Below are 20,532 nucleotides of genomic sequence, written 5' to 3'. Positions count from 1 at the left end.
TTTTCTGCGCGGCTTGCGCGCATGGTTGGTGTCAACCTTACGGGGAACTGTGGCGTAATTTTGGCGATTCAGGAAAAGATGCCGAAATAATTAAGGAATTGTTTCCCCCGGCTGGCGTGGCCGGGGGGCGGATGCACGCGCGGGGCGCGCATCCGCCGCCGGTTTCAGGTCTTCTTCCGGTCGTCCACGATGGTCATCTGCGCAATCCCGCTCTGGCCCAGATCGACTTTGGCGAAGGGTCCGCCCTGCAGCATTTCCGCCGGATCGTTGAGGTCCGGTGCCGGGGTTTCGGCAAGGACCTTTTCGGCGAACTGCTCGGCGTTGTCCTTGGGCCGGTAACCGAGGAAGGACGCCTTGGTGTTGTCCACCGGCGCGCGGTCGTTGTTGGACACGCCGTAGATCACGGCGAAGCCCACCGACGGCGTGTCGATCGCGCGGGTGACCAGGTGAATCAGGTCGTCGTAGGACAGCCACGACCCGAGTGCCCGGGCGTTGTTGACCTGCGCGGCGGACAGGATGCGCAGGTGCACGCTTTCCAGCTGGCGCTTGTCCCAGTACATCGATCCCAGATCCTCGGTGAAGCACTTGGCCAGACCATAGAAGGTGTCGGGACGGTGGGGGGCGTCGGTGCCGATGAAGTCGCGCTTCTTATGCATGCCGACGGCGTGGATCGACGAGGCGTAGACGATGCGGCGCACGCCGTGCTGATAGCCGGCCTCCCAGATGTTGTAGGAGCCGACGAAGTTCGGGCCGAGGAGTTCCTCGAAAGGCTTCTCGTCCACGATGGCGCCGAAGTGGATGACCATGTCGGCGCCTTCCAGCAACGGGAAGATCTCGTCGTATTTGGCCAGGTCAGCCTGCGCGTAACGCTCGCCTGGGTAGAGGGTGCCGATGTCGTCCGCGATGTCGGTGCTCAGGAGTTCGTCGCACATCTTCGAGAGAGGTTCCCGCAGGTACGATCCCAGCCGCCCCGCGGCCCCTGTCAGCACGAGTTTCTTGAATTTCATGGGTTTGGCCTTTCGTTTATTGCCTGTCCGGGGTTCAGATGATTGCCTTTTCGAGAAACGATTTCTCTTCGGCGATACGGGTGAAGGAAAACGGCGACAGGTCGATCGCACGGTATTCGCCGTAGGTGATCCATTCCGCCACGCCGCGTCCGATGGCCGGCGCCTGTTGCAGACCGTGGCCCGAGAAGCCGTTGACGAAGATGAAGTTCGTCACCTCAGGGTGCGGCCCCACGATCGCGTTCTGATCGAACGTGTTGTAGGCGTAGTGTCCGACCCATTCGTTGATCACCTTGACCTTTTCGAAAGCCGGGATGCGGGTCGCGATGGCGGGCCAGACCTTGTTTTCCCACAGCCCGTGATCGAAGCCGAAATCGTCATAGGCGACATCGGGGTCTTCGTCCGGCGGGCACCCAGCGAGGTAGTAGCGGCCTTCGGACCGCACGTGCACGCCCGAGGGGTCGATGGTCAGCGGCAAGTCGCGGTCCAGCGGATCGGCGGCATCGAAGACGAAGGAGTAGCGCTTGCGCGGGAAAACCGGGATTTCCAGCCCCGCCATTTGCGCGGTGGCCAGCGCGCGCGGCCCCGAGGCGTTGACGACGGTCCCGCAGGCGATGCTGTCACCGGATTTCAGTGTCACGGCCTCCACCGCCGTTCCGGCGGGGTTCAGGCGCATGCCGGTGACCTCGTCGTGAACGTAGGTCACCCCGGCCCGCCGGGCCATGCGCTTGAACCAGTCGAACATCGTACCGCCGTCGAAATACCCTTCGTCGACGGTGTTGTGATTGCCGGCGATGATGTCATCGAGATTGTAGAAGGGATAGGCGGCTGCGATCTCGTCACGGGTCATGTGACGGGTCTGGGCCCCGAGCGAGGCCTGCACCTGCTGCGCCTGCTGCAGCGCCGTCGCGAAGGCCGGGTCGTCCGCGAGGTAGAGATAGCCGAAACTTTGCAGGGCGAGCGTCGGCACCTCCGGATCGCCCCCCATGAAGTCCCTGAAATTCCGGATGAATTCCGCGCCGAACTGCGACACGCGGATGTTGGCTTCGTTGGAGAACTGCTGGCGTATGCACGAATTCGTGTGACTGGTGGAGGCGTAGGCATAGCTGGGGTCACGCTCCACCACCAGGATACGCCCGTCGAAGCCGGGCATCCGGGTCAGCCACCAGGCGAGGGCCGATCCGTGCATCGCTCCGCCGATGATGATCACGTCGTAAGAGTTTCGTTCCGAAGTGCCCATCGCGACCTTCCCGATTCGATTGACTTTGCCTGTTCCCGCGTATCGCAAAACGGGGAGCCGGGACAACTTCTGTGATCGATCAGGACGCGCCCGAGGCGGCTGCGGCGCCACGCTTGCGGGCTGGCGGACTGCGGATTTGACTTATGCGTCAAAACCTTCAAATTGAGCGGACCACGAAGGTCTCCTTCGTGTCGTAAGAGTGCAGCATGTGTCGCCAGCCGGAGAGCGTTCGTCATCATGGACCGCGAAGAGATTGAACGTCTGATCGCGCGGGTCGCCTTGAAGGACCGCGCTGCGTTCGAAGAACTGTATGACCGGGTCAGTGCGAAACTTTTCGGCGTCTGCCTGCGTGTGTTGAACAAGCGCGCTGCAGCAGAGGACGCAATGCAGGACACTTTTGTCAAGATCTGGAACAATGCCGATCGTTACCAGACGAACGGTCTGTCGCCGATGACCTGGCTGATCACGATCGCCCGGAACACGTCGATCGACCGGTTGCGCGCGCGAAAGAAGGCACATCAGGACATCGATACGCCGGGACTGGAGCTGGTTGCGCCCGGTCCCTCGCCCGAACAATCGGCCATCGCCGCGTCGGAGGCAAGCAAGCTGACCGGCTGCCTCGATGCGCTGGAGGCGGACCGGGGGGCGGCGATCCGCGGTGCCTATCTGGACGGTGACAGCTATGCCGATCTGGCCGAGCGTTTCAACGTGCCGCTGAACACGATGCGGACATGGCTGCGGCGGGGCCTCATCGCGCTCAGGGAGTGCATGAGCCAGTGACCGATCAGCGCCCCCCCACACCCGAAGAGGAAAACGAGTTCCTGGCCGCGGAATACGCGCTGGGCCTGTCGGAGGATGAAAACCTGACCACGGCCCGCGAACGCGCGCGCCGTGATCCCGGCTTTGCCGCAATGGTCTCTGCGTGGCACGAACGGTTTGTGGCGATGACCGATTCCATCGCCCCCGTGGAACCACCCGCGCGGATCAGGACGTCCCTGCGCAAGACACTGTTTCCCGAAGCGCGCGTGCCGTTCATGCAGCGGCTCTGGGTCTGGAAAGGGATCAGCTTTGCCGCGCTGGCGGTCGTGGCGTTTCTGGCCATGCCCATGCTGCGCCCCGATGCACCCACCGTGGCGGGGCCGATCTATGGCACGCAGCTGACCGGCGACGTGGACGACCTGCAGGTCTATGCCGTCCTCGATCCGTCGCGCGGCGGCATCGCGGTGACCCGCACCGCCGGCCCCATTCCGGAGGGCCGCGTGCTGGAGCTCTGGGCGCTTCTGCCGGACGCGGCGCCGGTGTCCCTCGGCCTCGTGCCCGAGGATACGAGCCACCTGCGGCTGCCGCCGGAAATCGCCGCTCAGATCGATCAATTGACGCTGGCGATCTCGGACGAACCGCCGGGCGGCGCGCCGGAGGGCGTGCCCACCGGACAGATCCGCGCGACGGGCGTCGTCGGGGAAATCTAGGTCGCAATGGTCCCAGCCGCGATACCGCGGTCGTCCGGTCGATGCCGACCATGAAATTTTTTCCGCTGAAGCCGAAAATTTTTGGCTTGCCTGAAACTTCCGCAACTTTCGACCGTGGCTGCTTAAGCAACCTGTCCGGGGCCGGAACACCACCCCGGTGTCGGACCGGTTCGGTCCGGGCTGTCGACCTGACGGCCCGGCCTCGGTTTTTTATGAGTTCGCGGGTGTTCCCGCATTGTAACGAGTAGCGTCGGGAAGGTGGTCTGTGCCACCGACCCGGCGTGATTTTTTAGCGGAGGTGGCCATGCACAGCACGTCGTCGCACCCTTCTCAGCGCCGTGTCCTGGGGGCTGACGCGCTCGTTCTCATGGGGCGTTTCTGCATCTCGGCTCTTTTCGTGACGGGCGCCGCCCAGAAAATCTATGCACCGGGCGTTGTCGAAGGGATGCTGGCCGCCCATGGCTGGCCGGAGGCCCTGATCTGGCCCGCCGTGGTGCTGAACCTCGTGGGCGCGCTCTTGCTTGTTACCGGCTTCTTTCTGGTGCCGACGGCGCTGATCCTCGCGGTCTACTGCATGGCGACCAGCATTTTCCACTACCTCCCGGATGACCCCTGGCAGATGTCGATCTTCGTCAAGAACTGGGCGATCGCGGGCGGCCTGCTCAGCCTCGCCGCGGCAGAGATGCGGGAACCGCACGGCTGACGTTCGCAAGATTTTCATTGAGCGAGAGCAGCGGTCGTTTCATGCTTCGGCCATGAGAACGCCACTGATCGACAACCTGCAATACGCCAACTATTCCCCCGCCATTTTCGAGCAGATGCGGGCAGGCGGGGTGGATGCGGTGCATGTCACCGTCGCCTACCATGAAACCTTTCGCGAAATGGTGCTGAACCTCGAACGCTGGAACCGCTGGTTCGAGGACCATCCGGACCTCATCCTGCGAGGTACCACGGCCGAGGACGTGACACGCGCGCAGGAAACCGGCCGGACGGCGATCTTCTTCGGCTTCCAGAACCCCAGTCCGATCGAAGACGACATCGGCCTGGTCGAGATCTGTCACCAACTCGGCGTCCGCTTCATGCAACTGAGCTACAACAACCAGTCGCTTCTGGCCACCGGCTGCTACGAGGACGAGGACAGCGGGCTCACCCGCATGGGCCGGGGAGTGGTGGCCGAGATGAACCGCGTGGGCATGGTGATCGACATGTCCCATTCCGCCGAACGCTCGACGCTCGACGCGATCGAACATTCGGCACGCCCCATCGCCATCACCCACGCCAATCCGCACTGGTGGCATCCCGCGTTGCGCAACAAGTCGCACCGCGTGCTGAAGGCGCTTACCGACGCCGGGGGGATGCTGGGATTCTCGGTGTATCCGCATCACCTGCGCGGCGGGTCCGATTGCACGCTCGACAGTTATTGCGGGATGATCGCCGAAGCCGCGTCGCGCTACGGGGCAGGGAACCTCGGCATCGGCACGGACCTCTGCCAGGGCCAGCCCGACAGCGTGGTCGAATGGATGCGCGTGGGCCGCTGGACCCGGACGATCGACTATGGCGAGGGGTCCGCCGCCAACGCGGGCTTTCCGAGGATGCCGTACTGGTTCACCGACAACCGGGACTTCGGCAATATCCGCCGGGGGCTCCAGTCCGCCGGGTTCGACGTGGCCGAGGTGGACGGCATCATGGGCGGCAACTGGCACCGCTTCTACGCGCAGGGGTTCGGCCCGGCATGAAGGACACGGCCCCGATCCCGCGGGCCGACCTGCGCCCGCCCGACGAGGTGATGCGCCTGTCCCGCTTGGGGGCGATGTTCCCGACCCGGCTGAGCTTCCTGCGCAGTCTCCTGCGCCGCCTCGCCGCCGACGGGGTCACCGTCGCCCGACCGGTCTGGCGGATGGATGCTGCCGGATTCGGCCATGCCGTCTATACCCTTCGGCTGGGCGGGCATCCCTACGCCCTTGTCGCCGTTTCCACCGACCTGCCGGCCGAGCAGCGGACGGACCGGGTGATCGCCACCGCATGGGACACCGCGTTCGTCCTTTACGACGGTATTCCCGATCAGGCCGAAATCGACCGCATCGTCGCAACCGCACCGCTGCAGGAAGCCGCCCGCTTCACCCCTCGCGATCTCGTGCTGAGCCGCGCGAACAAGTCGGTGCGCCTTTTTGCCCATGTGACCGAAGCTTTGCGCGCGGGCCGCCAGCCGGACGCCGAAAAGATCCGCGACATCGGCTATCTCATGCGGACGACGGCGGTCTACGGCAACGGGAAGTTCGGCCTCGCCGATCGCCAGCTCATCACGGACCGAGGGGGACTGGAAGGTCCGTTCGCCGCCGAAATGCTGTGCGTCTGGCTGATCCGGCATTTCACGCATGACCTCGCCGAGCACGTGGGCAACGGCCGGATCGACCGAGGGCTCAGGCGGCACCTGGGGATCGGCAATGCCACCGGGCTCGGCATGGCCCCCTTTCTGGTCACCCATCCGGTGCTTCTGCACAACTGGATGATCGCGCGGGAAACGGCGCTGGCCCGGGTGCGGGCGCTGGACCGGCTCACACCGTCCCGGCAGGACCGGGTCCATGCCCTTGCCGCCCGTGCCGAGGCGCACCTGCACGAATGGCAGGTGCCCGACCGGGACCAGCAGTCACGGATCGCGCAACTGCGCGCGGACTGGGCATCGGCGCGCCGCCGGCTCGACCTTGCCGGTGCGCGGCCGCTCGACAGGGCGATGCGTGGCGTGGCGGGGGCGAGCCTCGATTTGCAGGAATTGATGGTCGCACTCGTCATCGAACCCTTCGGCCCCCTGGTCGACGATCTGGCCGGTCGGATGGCCGATCCTTTCGGCCCGTTGTGCCCGCCCCTTGCCGGCACGCATGCGCTGCGCGCGGCGATCGAAGGCCAGTGCGCGTGGGCGCTCGCGCCCGATTACACCACTGTCGAGGGCTGCAGGCAGTTCTGGTACGTGTCCGCGGCCAAGCAGGAACCCAGGCTCGGGGACCGCTTTGCCGAACCGGGGGCCGAGCAGGAGACCCCGCTCGACATCGGGCGGCGGATCAAGGCGCTTCACGCCGTCCTTCCCGGGCGTGACGCCCCGTTGCACGCTTTCCTCGCCGACCATCCCGAACACGCCCTAGCCGCGGCGCGCGTGGCGCTGCTGCTGCGGTACCCCTACGGCGAGATCCGGGACAACCTGATCGGCGCCGATTGCCTGCCCATCGACATGCTGCGGTGCAAGCTGGCCTTCTTCGGCGCGTCCAAGTTCGACCCGAAGTCGGACCGGTGGACGCGGATCACCCTTTGCCAAGGCGCGCCCCTGGCGGATGAGTTGGGAAATGACGCGGATGACTGGTGGCTGCCGGTGTTTGCCCCGTGACGGCCTCGCTAAACGAGGTGTCGAGCCTTGCGGCAAGGGCGGCGCGGGGGGCGGGCGCGCCCCCGCACAGGCCGAGGACTTTGGCCGCGCTGCGCTGCGCCATCTTGTCGCCCACCGGCCGTCGGCCGATCTTGTCGCGGCGCTGGCCGCGTTGCCGGGCGGGCCGATCCTTGCGCTGCCACTGGCGATGATGCGTCTGCTGGCGGATCCGGGTCGCGATGCGATCCTGCCCGACCCGTTTCCCGAGCCGCTGTTGCGCAGCTATGTCGAGGCGCAGCCATTCGCCATCGCGCTTCACCCCGCTGCCACGGGGCTGCGCGCGGTCTGGGATTGTGAAACCCCCGCCGCTCCGCCGGAGGCATCCCGTATCGATCTGCCGGAGAGCCTGCGCGCGCTGCTGCAGACATATGCCGACCGCCTGCTGGTTCCCGAAAGCGACAGATCCCGCCTCGGAGGCGCGGGGGCCGGTCTTTCCGACAACGACTGAGGCCCGGCCTTGGCTCCGCCCTGGCGCGGTGCCCTTTATCTGCTGCGCGGCTTGGCGCGCAGGGTCGGGTCCGCCTGCGTCGGATCCTCTGGCCACGGGTGCTTTGGATACTGTCCGCGCATGTCCTTGCGCACGTCCGCATAGGACGAGGCCCAGAAGTTGGGCAGGTCCGTAGTCACCTGAACGGGGCGATGCGCCGGCGACAGCAGCGTCATCTGCACGGGTTGCCCGGCCACGACCGGATGCCGGGTGACGCCGAAGACCTCCTGCAATCGCAGCGACACCGCGGGCTGCGCACCGCTGTAGTCGATGGGAATTTGCCGTCCCAGCGGGGTCTCGAAATGCGCAGGCGCCGCCTGGTCGAGTGCCTGCTGCTGATCCCAGTCCAGCCGCGCCCGCAGCGCGGGCAGAAGGTCGAAGGCCTTCCAGTCCTCGGCGCTGCGCACCCCGGAGAGATGCGGCAACAGCCAGTCTTCAAGCGTATCGAGCAGACAGGTCTCTCCGAAGTCCGGGAACGGGGCCGGCATCAGCCGCGCGCGGGCAAGGAAGCGGGCCGCGGCCTTGCCCGGTGCAAGACCCAGTTGCCGCACCCCCTCCAGCATCGCCAGCGCCACCTGATCCTCGGGGGCATCGCGCCAGGCGCGGTCCTGCAGGACAAGCGCCCCGAACCGTTCCTGCTGGCGCGTCAGCACGCATTTCTCGCGTCGCGACCACGCGCACAGGGTCTCCCACGCGATCTGCCCGCCGAACGTCGCGCGCAGGTCGGATTCGTCCAGCGGCGCGGCCTGCCGGATGCGGGCCTCGCGCGGGTCGCCGTCGAGATCGGTGGCCACGATCAGCCGGACCGAGGCGAGGGCATCCCCCTGCGGCATCACCGCGCCCTTGCCGCCCGACAGCACGTAGCGCGGCGCGTCGCCCTTGCGGCGCAGGCCGATCCGGTCGGGATAGGCGAGTGCGGCCAGCAGGCCGATATCGTCGGGGCCCGACCCCGAGACGGTCCGCGCCAGCCGCTTCGTCTCCTGCCGGATGCGGACGAGGGTGGGGGCATGGGCGTCCGGCGCACCCTTCTCGACCGCGCGGACCCGCAACGACAGGTCGACGCCCGCGCCGCGCATCGGGTCCCGTTCCGCCAGCAGCGCTGCGAGCGCGGGGGCACGTCGTCCGCCCCGCATGACCATGTGCGCAAGGCGCGGATGGAGCGGCAGCCGCGCCAGCGCCCGCCCGTGGTCGGTGATCCGGCCCGCACCGTCGAGCGCGTCCAGCATCCGCAGGACCCGCCGCGCCTCGGCAAGGCGTCCCTCGTGCGGGGGCGTGACAAAGCGCATCTCCTCCGCATGGCCGCCCCAGAGTGCGAGTTCCAGTGCGAAGCCGGTGAGGTCTCCCGCCTCTATCTCTGCGGGGGGCTGGGCGGCCAGCGCGCCTTCCTCGCCCCTGGTCCAGAGCTTGTACGCAACACCCGGCGCCATGCGACCCGCCCGGCCCGCGCGCTGGGTGGCCTCGGCCCGCGTCACCCGTTCGGTCACCAGCCGGGACATGCCGGACGAGGGATCGAACCGCGCCCGCCTTGCCCGTCCCCCGTCCACCACGATGGTGATGCCCTCGATCGTGAGGGATGTCTCGGCGATGGAGGTTGCAAGCACCACCTTCCGCCCCGACGGGGCAGGGGCGATGGCCCGGCGTTGCGCCTTGAAATCCATCGCGCCGAACAGGGGGGCCACCGTGCAGTCATTCGGCACCGCGCCGTTCAGCAGGGCCTCGACCTTGCGGATCTCGCCCTCGCCCGGCAAAAAGACGAGCGCCGAGCCCGCGTTTTCGCCGAGCGCCGTAAGGGCCAGATCGGCCACGGCCCGCTCGGACCCGGAGGACCCCACGGGCCGCTCCAGCCACTTCGGCGTGACCGGGTGACTGCGACCTTCCGAGGTGATCACGGGCGCGGCCATGATGTCGGCCACCGGGCCCGCGTCGAGCGTCGCTGACATGGCCACCAGCAGCAGGTCGTCGCGGAACGCTTCCGCCACCTCGAGGCAGAGCGCGAGACCAAGGTCGGCGTTGAGCGAGCGCTCGTGGAACTCGTCGAAAATCACGGCGCCCACACCAGACAGCTCCGGATCGTCCTGTAGCATCCGGGTGAGGATGCCCTCGGTCACGACCTCGATGCGGGTCGCCGGGCCGGTGGCCGCCGCGCCCCGGACGCGGTAGCCCACCGTGCCGCCGACGTCCTCGCCCAAGGTCGCCGACATGCGTTCGGCAGCGGCCCGTGCGGCAATGCGCCGGGGTTCCAGCATGAGAATCCGGCCCGTGGTCAGCCCCGCGTCCAGCATCGCCAGCGGCACGCGGGTCGTCTTGCCGGCACCGGGCGGCGCCTGCAGAACGACGCGGCCGGCGTCACGCAGCGCGGCAATTACCTGCGGCAGGACCGCGTCGATGGGCAGGACCGGGGACATGCCGTCTTATCCGGCAAAGCCGTCCGCGCGCCAAGGGCCGGGGCTGGACATTTTTGCGGCAGGCCGCGAAAGATGCACCATGGATATCGACGACCTCGCCATTCGCATTCCCGCGCAGGACCGCCGTGCGCTGGCGCGGGCGATCACACTGGTTGAATCGGGTCGTGCCGATCACCGGGCCGAGGCGGCAAAGCTGCTCGCGGCGCTGCCGCAGGACGGCGAAGCATTGCGCATCGGGCTTTCCGGAACACCGGGCGTGGGCAAGTCCACGTTCATCGAAAGCTTCGGCATGATGCTGACCGGCATGGGCAAGCGCGTGGCCGTTCTCGCGGTCGACCCGTCTTCGTCCCGTTCTGGCGGGTCGATCCTGGGCGACAAGACCCGCATGGACCAGCTCAGCCGCGATCCCAACGCCTTTATCCGCCCGTCGCCCAGCCAGACGCAGCTGGGGGGCGTGGCGCGCCGCACCCGGGAGGCCGTGCGCCTGTGCGAGGCGGCAGGCTATGACGTGGTGCTGATCGAAACCGTGGGCGTGGGCCAGTCGGAGACAGTGGTGGCCGAGATGTCGGACCTCTTCGTGCTGCTGCTGGCCCCGGCGGGGGGCGACGAATTGCAGGGGGTCAAGCGCGGCATCATGGAAATGGCCGACGTGATCCTCATCAACAAGGCCGATGGCGAGTTGAAGGCGGCGGCGACCCGGACCTGCGCGGACTATGCCGGGGCCCTGCGCCTGCTGCGCAAGCGACCGCAGGATCCCCCGGATTATCCCTGCGCCATGACGGTGTCCGCGCTGGAGGAAAACGGGCTCGACAAGGCGTGGCAATCCCTGACCGATCTCGCGAAGTGGCGGCGGGAAAACGGCTTCTGGGACCGCACCCGTGCCGCGCAGGCGCGGTACTGGTTCATGGAGGACGTCAAGCAGCGTCTGCTCGCGCAACTGTCCGAAGCCGAAACCAAGGCGCGGCTCGACGCGCTCAGCGATGCGGTTGCCGCGGGCGAGCAGGATCCCTCGGCGGCGGCACAGGCGTTCATCGAGGGACTGCGGCGGTAGGTCGCCCCAATCTGCGGGGATTGGGCAGCGCCGCTATCCCGCCTTGGGATGCGCCCGGTTGTAGACCTCCAGCAGCCGCGCGGTGTCGACGGCCGTGTAGGCCTGCGTCGTGGAAAGCGATGCGTGTCCCAGCAGTTCCTGAATCGCGCGCAGATCGCCGCCCGCGTCCAGCAGATGGGTGGCAAAGCTGTGGCGCATGGCGTGCGGTGTCGCACTGGCCGGCAGGCCAAGCTGCATCCGCGCCTGTGACATTACCTGCGAAATCGCGCGCGGCCCCAGTGCGCCGCCGCGTACCGCGCGAAACAGGGGTGCCGTATCCTCGCGCGGGTACGGGCAGGCCCGGAGATAATCCTCGACCGCTGCACGGGCTGCCGGCAAGACCGGCACGACCCGTTCCTTGCCGCCCTTGCCGGTGATGCGCAGCGCATCGGGAAGCGGCGCATCGGCGCCCTTGAGACCCAGCGCCTCGGATATCCGCAGGCCGCATCCCCACAGGAGCGTCAGCACAGCCACGTCGCGGGCCGCGACCCAAGGGTGGCGCGACTGCAGTTCGACGCAGTCGATCATCGCCCGCGCCGCATCCACGGCAAGCGGACGGGGAAGTTTCTTGGTGAATTTCGGCGCGCGCGTCGACAGGACCGCCGTCGGCTCGAACCCCTCACGCTCGGCCAGCCAGCGGTAGAACGCCTTGACCGCCGACAGCTTGCGCGCCATCGATCGGGGCCCGACGTTCGGCCCCCGCGTTCTTGCCATCCAGGCGCGCATGTCGGAAATCGTGATCTGCGCCAGCGCGCCCAGGCCCTGGGTCTGGGCCTTGTGCGAGGTCATGAACGCCAGGAAATCGGCCACGTCCCCGCGATAGGCCGTCACCGTGTTCTCCGCCGCGCCGTGAAGGGCGCGCTGCTGGTCCAGCCATGTGGCAAGCGCGTCACGCGCCGCCGGGCTGATCAGCCCGGTCTCGACCGCGGCGTCGCCGCGCCTCAAGACAGCCAGCGGCGCATCGTCCGCTCGAACACGCCGGCGAAGAAAGTGAGCAGGTCGGTCCCCTGCTGCGGGCCGAACATGTGCGGATCCTCCGCCCCGAGGACAAGCAGGCCCGGCAGGCGGCCCGCGCCGAAATCCAGCTTGAGGCACGCCTCGGACCGGATCCAGTCGGATTTCTCGCCGTAGATGCGTTCGGCGCCGTCCTGCACGCCACGCAGGGTAACCTGCCGCGGTGCGCCGCCCCGGCCCTGTGTCAGGTAGCCGTCGATGAAACCCGGCTCGGCCACGCTCAGGACGTCTCCCAGCCGCTGAACTGCCGGATCGCTGTCGTTCTGCACGGATTCCAGCACCAGCTTGACCGCGTCCACGCGCAGGATATCGGCGACTTCGCCGCCAAGATCGCGCAGGAATGGCTCGAATTCGACCGGGTCCATCATCCGCAGGATGGCGCGGTGGATCTGGTTGGTCCCGGCAAGGTTCTCGTAGGCGGCGGCGATGACGCTGCGGTGCGTGTCCTCGAGCCGGTCGAGCCGGGATTCCAGACGTTCCATCGCGATGCCGCGCAGGTCGACGATGTTGCCGCCCATGGCCTTTTCGTTCGCCGCGATCAGTGCCTGCATCACGTCGGTATCGTCGAGGATCACATCGGGTTGCGAAATGATCGCCTCGCGCAGGGCGTCGTCAATCTTGGGGCTGCTGCTCATGTCGGTCTCTGGCTGATTTGCTACGGTATAGCATCGCCGCACGACGAATGCCGCCCCTTTTTCGCCCCGGTTCCGGTAAAAATCCGCGGCGTTGCGATTTTGTGCCCTCGTGGGGAAAGACACGGCCGATGCCCCGGAACGGCAGGGCGACCGCCCCGCCGGAAGCCGGCCGGTCGTATCGGGATCAGAGGATTTTCTGACCGGTTTTTTCCCAGTCCTTGGTGAACTGGTCCAGACCCTTGTCGGTCAGCGGGTGGAATGCCAGCTTCTTGATCACGTCGGGCGGCGCGGTCATCACGTCGGCCCCGGCGAGCGCGCATTCGTGCACGTGGTTCACCGACCGGATGGAGGCTGCGAGGATGTTGGTCTCGAACCCGTAGTTGTCATAGATCGTGCGAATGTCGTGGATCAGGTCCATGCCGTCGAGGTGGATGTCGTCCAGCCGGCCGATGAAGGGCGAGATGAAGGTCGCCCCGGCCTTTGCCGCCAGCAGCGCCTGATTGGCCGAGAAGCACAGCGTGACGTTGACCATCCGGCCTTCGCCCGACAGGATCTTGCAGGCCTTCAGCCCGTCCCAGGTCAGCGGCAGCTTGATCGTGATGTTGTCGGCGATCTCGGCCAGCTTGCGGCCCTCGGCGATCATGGTGTCCGCGTCCAGGGCGACCACTTCGGCGCTGACCGGGCCGGTCACCATTTCACAGATTTCGCGGGTGACCTCGATGATGTCGCGGCCGGATTTGAGGATCAGCGAGGGGTTCGTCGTGACCCCGTCGACCATGCCCAGCTCGTTCAACTCGGCGATCGCGTCGATTTGCGCGGTGTCTACGAAAAATTTCATTTCGGTGTCCTCGTGGCTTGGAATGGTGGCGCTAACGGTTATCTCTGTCGCCTTGGCTTTATCGCATGATCTGCGATGCTGAAAGCCTTCAATTGCGAATTTCCTGGATGGGGCACAGGTGGACGAACCGGAATACTTCGATCAGGGCGATCTCGTCGCGGTGATGACCACCCAGCCACTGGGGCGGGCCCTTGACTATCGCGCGCCCGAAGGGGGCTGTCACCTTGGCGCCTTCGTCGAGGTACCGCTGGGGCCGCGCAAGGTGCTTGGCGTGGTCTGGGGCGCGGGGCAGGGCGACTACGACCTGTCGAAGATCCGATCGGTCATCCGGGTGCTGGATGCCGCTCCGATGCGCGAGGAGATGCGCAGCTTCCTTGCGCGGGCGGCGGCCTATACGCTGACGCCGATGCCCGCGATGCTGCGCCTGGCCACCCGTGCGCCGGGGTTGGGCGATCCGCCGTCGATGCGCAAGGTCTACCGGCGCGGCGGGGCGGAACCTGACCGCATGACGGACGCGCGGCGGCGGGTGCTGGAAAGTCTGGCCCAATACGGCGACCTCGCCTTCACCCTCAAGGAACTGGCGGAGCTGGCCGGTGTCACGCCGTCGGTGGTCAAGGGATTGGTAGGGCAGGGCGCGATCCTGGAAGAGGACAGCCCGCGCGATCTGCCGTTCGCCCGGCTGGACCCGGATTTGCCGGGCAAGGCGCTGACCGCGGATCAGGCGGCAGGGGCCGCGGCGCTGGCCGAAGCGGTACGGTCGGGCGCCTACGGGACGACCCTGCTGCGCGGGGTGACGGGGTCTGGCAAGACCGAGGTCTATCTCGAAGCGGTCGCGGCCACCCTGCGTGCGGGGCGGCAGGCGCTTGTGCTACTGCCCGAGATTGCCCTGACCGAACAGTTCCTGCACCGCGTGGAGGCGCGCTTTGGCGCCAAACCTGCGGAATGGCATTCCGGCGCCACGATGACCGAACGCCGCCGCATCTGGCGCATGGTGGGGCAGGGGCAGGCGCAACTGGTCATCGGGGCACGGTCGGCCCTGTTCCTGCCGTATCGGGATCTGGGGCTGATCGTCGTCGACGAGGAACATGACACGTCCTACAAGCAGGAGGACGGGGTGCTTTACCACGCCCGAGACATGGCCGTGCTGCGCGCGTCGATCTGCGGCGCGCAGGTCGTTCTGGCCAGCGCCACCCCCTCGCTCGAGACCTGGGCGAACGTGGAGGCGGGCAAGTACCGCAGGCTCGAACTGACCTCGCGCTTCGGGGAGGCGGTCATGCCCCGCATGGGCGCGATCGACATGCGCGCCGAGGGGCTGCCTGCCGACCGCTGGGTGTCGCCTGCGCTGAAACGCGAAGTCGACGAGCGACTGGCGCGGGGCGAGCAGGCGATGCTGTTCATCAACCGGCGGGGCTATGCGCCGGTGACGCTGTGCCGGGCTTGCGGGCACCAGATCGGCTGCGACCAGTGCGATGCGCGGATGGTGGAGCACCGGTTTCTCAAGCGGCTGGTCTGCCACCAGTGCGGCGAAAGCAAGCCGATGCCGCATGTCTGCCCCTCCTGCGAGGCGGAGGACCGTCTGGCCCCGGTGGGACCGGGGGTCGAAAGGCTGGGCGAGGAGGCCGCCGCGCTCTGGCCGGACGCGCGGGTGGCGGTGCTGTCTTCCGACATGTACGGCTCTGCCCGGGCGCTCAAGGCCGAGATCGCGGGCATCGCCCAGGGCGCGGCGGATATCGTCATCGGCACGCAGCTGGTGGCCAAGGGGCACAATTTTCCCAAGCTGACCCTTGTTGGTGTGATCGACGCGGATCTGGGGCTGCAGGGCTCGGACCTGCGGGCGGCGGAACGGACGTTCCAGTTGATGCGGCAGGTGGCGGGCCGGGCGGGGCGGGCCGAGGCGCCGGGCGTCGCCCTGCTGCAGACCTACCAGCCCGAACATCCGGTGATCCGCGCGATTCTCGCGGGGGACGAAGAGGCCTTCTGGTCCGCCGAGGCGCAGGAGCGGCGGCAGGCCGGGGTGCCCCCCTATGGCCGGATGGCCGGCATCATCCTGTCGGGCCCCGACGTCGCGCAGGTGTTCGACGCGGGCAACCTGCTGGCGCAGCGGGACGCGCCGATCAGGCGCATCGGCGCACAGGTCTTCGGCCCCGCCCCTGCGCCGATCGCGCGGGTCCGTGGCCGGCACCGTGTCCGCCTGCTGGTCAAGGCCGACAAGTCCGCCCCGCTTCAGGAAGCGCTTTCCGTCTGGGTGGCGCAGGTGAAGCTGAAGGGCGACCTGCGCCTATCCGTGGATATCGACCCTCAAAGCTTCTACTGAGACGCCGCGCGGCGCGGCGGCCCGTCTTTTTCTCTCTCGTCTTTGGCGCGTGACAGGCGTATTGCCAAGGACATGACCCAATACGTGACCCTCGAAGATGCAAAGCGTCAGCCCTTCTGGCGGCGGCCCGTTGCACTGCTCTTTCTCATGGCGCTGGCGATGCCGATCGCCTTCAACACGTGGTCCGCGCTGCTGAACAACTTCGTCATCGAGGTGGCCGATTTCGACGGATCGGATATCGGGCTGCTGCACACCGTGCGCGAGATACCCGGCTTTCTCGCCGTGGGGGTGATCGCGATCATCATCTTCGTGCGCGAACAGGTGCTGGGGCTGGTGTCGCTGGCACTGCTGGGGGCGGCGACGGCGGTGACCGCATGGTTTCCGTCGATGGGCGGTATCCTGACGATCACCATGCTGTCGTCGATCGGGTTCCACTACTACGAGACGGTCAACCAGTCCCTTCAGCTGCAGTGGCTGAAGATCGAGGACGCGCCGCGGATGCTGGGCTGGCTGCTCGCGGCCGGCTCCTTCGCGACGCTGGTGGCCTACCTCGCCATCATGGCCCTGTGGGAGACGCTGGGGCTGAGCTACGACACCGTCTACCTGGCCGGCGGCGGGGTCACGCTGGTGATCGCGGTCTTCGCCATGCTGGCCTATCCCCAGTTCGAGGCGCCGACACCCCAGATCAAGAAGATGGTGCTCCGCCGCCGCTACTGGCTCTACTACGCGATGCAGTTCATGGCCGGTGCGCGACGGCAGATCTTCGTCGTTTTCGCGGGGTTCATGATGGTCGAACGCTTCGGCTACGAGGTGCACCAGATCACCGCGCTCTACCTCGTCAACCTGATCGCGAACATGATCCTCGCGCCGCTGATGGGGCGCGCGGTCGGACATTTCGGAGAGCGCCGCACGCTGGGGTTCGAGTACATCGGGCTGGTCTGCGTCTTTCTGGCCTACGGCGGTGTCTACTACCTCGGCTGGGGCGTGGTGGTGGCGGCAGGGCTTTACGTGCTGGACCACCTCTTCTTCGGGCTGGCGCTGGCGCTCAAGACCTATTTCCAGAAGATCGCCGACCCGGCCGACATCGCGCCCACCGCGGCGGTGGCATTCACCATCAATCATATCGCGGCGGTCTTCCTGCCGGTGCTGCTGGGGCTGCTGTGGCTCGTCTCGCCCGCGGCGGTGTTCTTTCTGGCGGCCGGTATGGCGGCGATCTCGTTCGGGCTGGCAATGCTGATCCCGCGTCATCCGATGCCAGGGAACGAGACGATCTTTGCCAGCGCGGTGCCCCAGGCGGCGGAGTGATGGCGGCGCAGGGTCGTTTCCTGACCGGCGGCACCATGGGCCACGTGGTGCGCATGACCGCGACCGGCGCACTGGGCATCACTTTTGTCTTCCTGGTCGACGCGGCCAACCTGCTGTGGATCTCGCAACTGGGCGATCCGCAACTGGTGGCAGCGATCGGGTTCGCCTATGCGGTCCAGTTCTTTTCGGTGTCCATCGCCGTGGGGCTGATGATCGCGACCACTGCCGTGATCTCGCGCAGCATCGGGGCAGGCGCCCATGCACAGGCCCGGCGTCAGGCATCGGCGGGGGCCGTGATCGCCGCCTGCGTCCTGACGCTGGTGGTCGTGGCGATCGTCGGCTTCCGGCACGAGCTTGTCGGACTTGCGGGGGCGACCGGCGAAACCGCCCGGCTGGCGGCGCGGTATCTTGCGATCACCATCCCGTCGCTGATCCCGATGTCGGCCTCGCTGGCCTGTTCGGGGGTTCTGCGCGCGCATGGCTACGGGGCCAAGGCGATGTACGTGACGCTGTTCTCAGGCGTGGTGCTGCTGGTGCTGGATCCGATCCTGATCTTCTACCTCGGTTGGGGGCTGGACGGGGCGGCCATCGGGCTGGTCCTGTTCAGGTTCAGCCTGCTTGGGCTGGCGCTCTACTTTTCCGTGGTCCAGTTGGGGCTGCTGGACCGCCCCCGCCTGCGGACCCTGCGCAATATCGCGGGGCCCTTCGCCGCCGTCGCCGTGCCTGCTGTGGCGACGCAGATGTCCACCCCGGCAGGCAACTATTTCCTGACCATCGTCATGGCGCAGTTCGGCGATGACGCCATGGCCGCATGGGCCGTGATCGGGCGGCTGACCGTCGTGGTCTTCGGGGGCATCTTCTCGCTTTCGGGCGCCATCGGCGGCATCTTCGGCCAGAACTACGGTGCCGGACAGATGAGCCGGGTGCGTAGCACCTACCGGGACGCCCTGATATTCTGTGCCATCTACACGCTGGCGGCCTGGGGGTTGCTTCTGGCCGCGACGCCGCAGGTCATCGCCCTGTTCGGGCTGGAAGGGCGCGGTGCGGAGGTGCTGCACGCCTTCACGCTGGTCGGTGTCGGCGGTTTCGTCTTCATCGGGGCGCTGTTCGTGTCCAACGCGGCCTTCAACAACCTGGGCCGCGCGGGCCGTTCCACGCTGGTGAACTGGGTCAAGGACGGCCTGTTGAGCTGGCCCGCCGCGGCGCTGCTGGCGGCGGGCTTCGGCGCGCAGGGCGTCATCTATGGGCAGGCGCTTGCGGGCGCGGTGGTCGGGATCGCGGCGGCGACCTGGGGATGGTTCTACGTCAGGAGCCTGAGCGGCCCGGTGGGGGCCCCCCTTGACCCGGTACCGCCGCAGCCCTACCCGAACATCGACAAACACCGGAGACGCTGATGCCCACTTTCACCGCCCTCACCACCCTCGAAGGTCGCACGCCCGCCTACAAGCTGGGCGAGGCGATGGAAGCGATGACACCCGAACCCACCGGTGTCGGCGTGTTCGAGATGGAAGACGGATCCGGCCTGTGGGAGGTCGGCGCCTATTTCGAGGAAGCGCCAGACGACGCGAGCCTCGCGGTGCTGGCGGCGGCGATGGGGGCCAAGCCCTTCGTCGTGTCCGAACTGCCGGAAACCGACTGGGTCGCCCATGTCCGGCGCGAACTGGCCCCGGTCGAGGCCGGCCGTTTCTTTGTCTACGGCAGCCATGACGCGGACAAGGTACCCGAGGGGGTCGAGCCGCTGCTGATCGAGGCGGCGATGGCCTTTGGTACGGGGCACCATGGCACCACGCTGGGCTGTCTGCGGGCGCTGGACCTGCTGGCGACGGGTGGTTTCGAAGGGCGGAACGTGGCTGACATCGGCTGTGGCACCGCGGTGCTGGCCATGGCCGCCGCGCGCATCTGGCCGCACACGGTACTGGCAAGCGACATCGACGCCGTCGCGGTGGAGGTGGCGGAGGCGAATGTGGCGGCAAATGGGCTGACCGGCCGCGTACGCTGCATCGAAGCGGCGGGCTTCGGCCATCCCGATCTCGTGGCCGCAGCCCCCTTCGACCTCGTCTTCGCCAACATTCTAAAGGGGCCGCTTGTCGCGCTGGCGCCCGACATGGCCGATTCGCTGCAGCCCGGCGGATACGCGATTCTGTCCGGCATTCTCAACGAACAGGCCGGCGAGGTGATCGAGGTTTATGCACGCCATGGCGTCAATCTGGTCCAGCGGCAGAGCATTGTCGACTGGACGACCCTAACGCTGCAAAAAATCACCTAAATTGAAGGGCTATTGAGGTGCATTTGAGGCAGTTGCCCAGAATTTGCCACATTTTCTGACTATGCATGATCCTGACAGCGGTGGGGGCCGATGTTGAGAGATCACTGCCATGGTTGAGACACACGACCACTTTGTCGCCCGAATTTCGAACCTCGGGAAGAAACACGCCAAAATGACGCATGGCTATGCCACAAAGGTCGGCCGCGACGGCCTGATCACCGTGGTTCCCAAGCGCCGCCGCCGCGGGTTCCCCTTCAAGCTGCTGATGATGTTCGCCCTGGGGTTTCTGGGTCTCAAGGTGTTCATGGTGGCGTCGGTGGGGCCGGTTACCTACAACGAGCGCCTTGCGAAGCTCGAAAGCGGCACGGCGATCGAACGGGCCGGTGCCAAGGTGCTGTCGATCGACCCCGTGACCGAGAAACTGTCCGCCATGACGGGGCCGGTCCTGCGCTGATTTCCGCGCCGCGCCCGAACGGGTGCCGGCACTGGTCGTCCCTCCGACGGTCGGCAACAAAAAACCGCGCGTCCCGGATCGGGAGGCGCGGTTTTCTTTTCTGGCGGGCCGGGAGGGCGGCGGCGGTCTTGCCGCCGCGCCGCGATCAGCGGATCAGGTTGGACTGTGCAACCATGTCGATGTCGCCCCGGACGAGGCCGATGTCGTCGAGTTCGCGGTCGGTGAGCGAAGACAGGGCCCGGCGGGTTGCGCGGGCGTCGTTCCAGGCGGCGACCGTTGAGGCGACGGACGTCAGACCGGCGAAGAAACGGGAAACGGCGCTGGTGGAGCCGTATGCGGTGCGGGTGGTGTCGAAAGCTGCCATTGTAGCCGTCCTTTTACAAAAGAGTTATGCCGGTTTTCCCGGCGATGTGCCGCGCAGATAGGCGGAATCGGAAACCGGCGCAATTGCCAGAATTGCATGTGTGTCCTGCGCCTTTTGCATAGGTGTGGACGGAGATAAATTGTTGAAAATAAATGGGAAACCGGAGTCGTTTTGGTGTCGTTTTCCGATGCTGCAGTGCCGAAAACGGGCGACGTGATGCAAATGCGACGCT

The 20,532-nt window shown here is 66.9% G+C and carries 19 protein-coding genes; 12 read left to right on the top strand and 7 right to left on the bottom strand.

From position 1 onward, the window contains the following. Positions 1-164: 164 nt before the first annotated feature. Together BOO69_RS13220 and BOO69_RS13215 are read right to left on the bottom strand one after the other, a co-directional pair. On the bottom strand, positions 165-1,007 hold the full coding sequence (locus BOO69_RS13220) for an NAD-dependent epimerase/dehydratase family protein (protein ID WP_071972586.1): 843 nt from the start codon (positions 1,005-1,007) through the stop codon (positions 165-167). Positions 1,008-1,041: 34 nt separating this feature from the next. After that, the gene (locus BOO69_RS13215; protein WP_071972585.1) at positions 1,042-2,244 is read right to left on the bottom strand and encodes an NAD(P)/FAD-dependent oxidoreductase; all 1,203 of its coding nucleotides are present in this window, start codon (positions 2,242-2,244) and stop codon (positions 1,042-1,044) included. A gap of 237 nt (positions 2,245-2,481) precedes the next feature. On the opposite strand from BOO69_RS13215, the gene BOO69_RS13210 reads away from it, so the two are divergent. From BOO69_RS13210 to BOO69_RS13185, 6 genes are all read left to right on the top strand, one after another. Further along, a complete protein-coding gene (locus BOO69_RS13210; RefSeq protein WP_071972584.1) occupies positions 2,482-3,024 on the top strand; it encodes a sigma-70 family RNA polymerase sigma factor in 543 nt (180 codons plus the stop codon). Further along, complete coding sequence (locus BOO69_RS13205; protein WP_237267459.1) at positions 3,021-3,713, top strand: anti-sigma factor; 693 nt, start codon at positions 3,021-3,023, stop codon at positions 3,711-3,713. Before BOO69_RS13210 ends, BOO69_RS13205 begins: the two co-directional genes overlap by 4 nt. Positions 3,714-4,017: 304 nt before the next feature. Further along, positions 4,018-4,416: a DoxX family protein gene (locus BOO69_RS13200; RefSeq protein WP_083545522.1), complete on the top strand. Its 399-nt coding sequence runs from the start codon at positions 4,018-4,020 to the stop codon at positions 4,414-4,416. 52 nt (positions 4,417-4,468) lie between these two features. Continuing rightward, positions 4,469-5,449: a membrane dipeptidase gene (locus tag BOO69_RS13195; protein WP_071972581.1), complete on the top strand. Its 981-nt coding sequence runs from the start codon at positions 4,469-4,471 to the stop codon at positions 5,447-5,449. Beyond that, complete coding sequence (locus BOO69_RS13190; RefSeq protein WP_071972580.1) at positions 5,446-7,089, top strand: hypothetical protein; 1,644 nt, start codon at positions 5,446-5,448, stop codon at positions 7,087-7,089. The genes BOO69_RS13195 and BOO69_RS13190 overlap by 4 nt, the downstream gene beginning before the upstream one ends. Then, positions 7,049-7,576 (top strand): hypothetical protein, encoded by a 528-nt coding sequence (locus BOO69_RS13185; RefSeq protein WP_156874928.1) that lies wholly within the window; start codon positions 7,049-7,051, stop codon positions 7,574-7,576. The genes BOO69_RS13190 and BOO69_RS13185 overlap by 41 nt, the downstream gene beginning before the upstream one ends. Positions 7,577-7,611: 35 nt before the next feature. On the opposite strand, the gene hrpB is transcribed toward BOO69_RS13185, so the two are convergent. Beyond that, the gene (hrpB, locus tag BOO69_RS13180) at positions 7,612-10,020 is read right to left on the bottom strand and encodes an ATP-dependent helicase HrpB (RefSeq protein ID WP_071972578.1); all 2,409 of its coding nucleotides are present in this window, start codon (positions 10,018-10,020) and stop codon (positions 7,612-7,614) included. A 79-nt stretch (positions 10,021-10,099) separates the two neighbouring features. Here hrpB and meaB point away from each other — a divergent pair, with 79 nt between their 5' ends. Next, positions 10,100-11,071 (top strand): methylmalonyl Co-A mutase-associated GTPase MeaB, encoded by a 972-nt coding sequence (meaB, locus tag BOO69_RS13175; RefSeq protein WP_071973821.1) that lies wholly within the window; start codon positions 10,100-10,102, stop codon positions 11,069-11,071. Positions 11,072-11,104: 33 nt separating this feature from the next. Here the strand turns inward: meaB and BOO69_RS13170 are convergent, their stop codons facing one another. From BOO69_RS13170 to fsa, 3 genes are all read right to left on the bottom strand, one after another. After that, positions 11,105-12,055: a tyrosine recombinase XerC gene (locus BOO69_RS13170; protein ID WP_237267458.1), complete on the bottom strand. Its 951-nt coding sequence runs from the start codon at positions 12,053-12,055 to the stop codon at positions 11,105-11,107. Continuing rightward, the gene (locus BOO69_RS13165) at positions 12,052-12,759 is read right to left on the bottom strand and encodes a DUF484 family protein (protein ID WP_071972577.1); all 708 of its coding nucleotides are present in this window, start codon (positions 12,757-12,759) and stop codon (positions 12,052-12,054) included. The genes BOO69_RS13170 and BOO69_RS13165 overlap by 4 nt, the downstream gene beginning before the upstream one ends. A 184-nt stretch (positions 12,760-12,943) precedes the next feature. Next, on the bottom strand, positions 12,944-13,597 hold the full coding sequence (fsa, locus tag BOO69_RS13160; RefSeq protein WP_071972576.1) for a fructose-6-phosphate aldolase: 654 nt from the start codon (positions 13,595-13,597) through the stop codon (positions 12,944-12,946). Between the two features lie 118 nt (positions 13,598-13,715). On the opposite strand from fsa, the gene BOO69_RS13155 reads away from it, so the two are divergent. The 5 genes from BOO69_RS13155 to BOO69_RS13135 all read left to right on the top strand — a co-directional run bounded on the left by BOO69_RS13155 (position 13,716) and on the right by BOO69_RS13135 (position 19,936). Then, positions 13,716-15,911, top strand: coding sequence for a primosomal protein N' (locus tag BOO69_RS13155; RefSeq protein ID WP_071972575.1), 2,196 nt, complete (start codon positions 13,716-13,718; stop codon positions 15,909-15,911). 72 nt (positions 15,912-15,983) lie between these two features. Further along, positions 15,984-17,216 (top strand): MFS transporter, encoded by a 1,233-nt coding sequence (locus BOO69_RS13150; RefSeq protein ID WP_071972574.1) that lies wholly within the window; start codon positions 15,984-15,986, stop codon positions 17,214-17,216. After that, the gene (locus BOO69_RS13145; protein ID WP_237267457.1) at positions 17,216-18,610 is read left to right on the top strand and encodes an MATE family efflux transporter; all 1,395 of its coding nucleotides are present in this window, start codon (positions 17,216-17,218) and stop codon (positions 18,608-18,610) included. Before BOO69_RS13150 ends, BOO69_RS13145 begins: the two co-directional genes overlap by 1 nt. Continuing rightward, complete coding sequence (locus tag BOO69_RS13140; protein ID WP_071972573.1) at positions 18,610-19,482, top strand: 50S ribosomal protein L11 methyltransferase; 873 nt, start codon at positions 18,610-18,612, stop codon at positions 19,480-19,482. The genes BOO69_RS13145 and BOO69_RS13140 overlap by 1 nt, the downstream gene beginning before the upstream one ends. A 172-nt stretch (positions 19,483-19,654) precedes the next feature. Further along, entirely contained in the window at positions 19,655-19,936 is a 282-nt protein-coding gene (locus BOO69_RS13135) for a hypothetical protein (protein ID WP_083545520.1), read from the top strand. A gap of 145 nt (positions 19,937-20,081) precedes the next feature. Here the strand turns inward: BOO69_RS13135 and BOO69_RS13130 are convergent, their stop codons facing one another. Next, positions 20,082-20,300 carry a DUF1127 domain-containing protein gene (locus BOO69_RS13130; protein WP_071972571.1) on the bottom strand — a complete coding sequence of 73 codons (219 nt, stop codon included), beginning with the start codon at positions 20,298-20,300 and terminating at the stop codon, positions 20,082-20,084. Positions 20,301-20,532 lie beyond the last annotated feature (232 nt).

The sequence above is a fragment of the Sulfitobacter alexandrii genome, from assembly GCF_001886735.1.
GTDB lineage: Bacteria > Pseudomonadota > Alphaproteobacteria > Rhodobacterales > Rhodobacteraceae > Sulfitobacter > Sulfitobacter alexandrii.
Note: the sequence above shows the minus strand (reverse complement) of the source record. Positions and strands in the feature narration are given on the sequence as shown.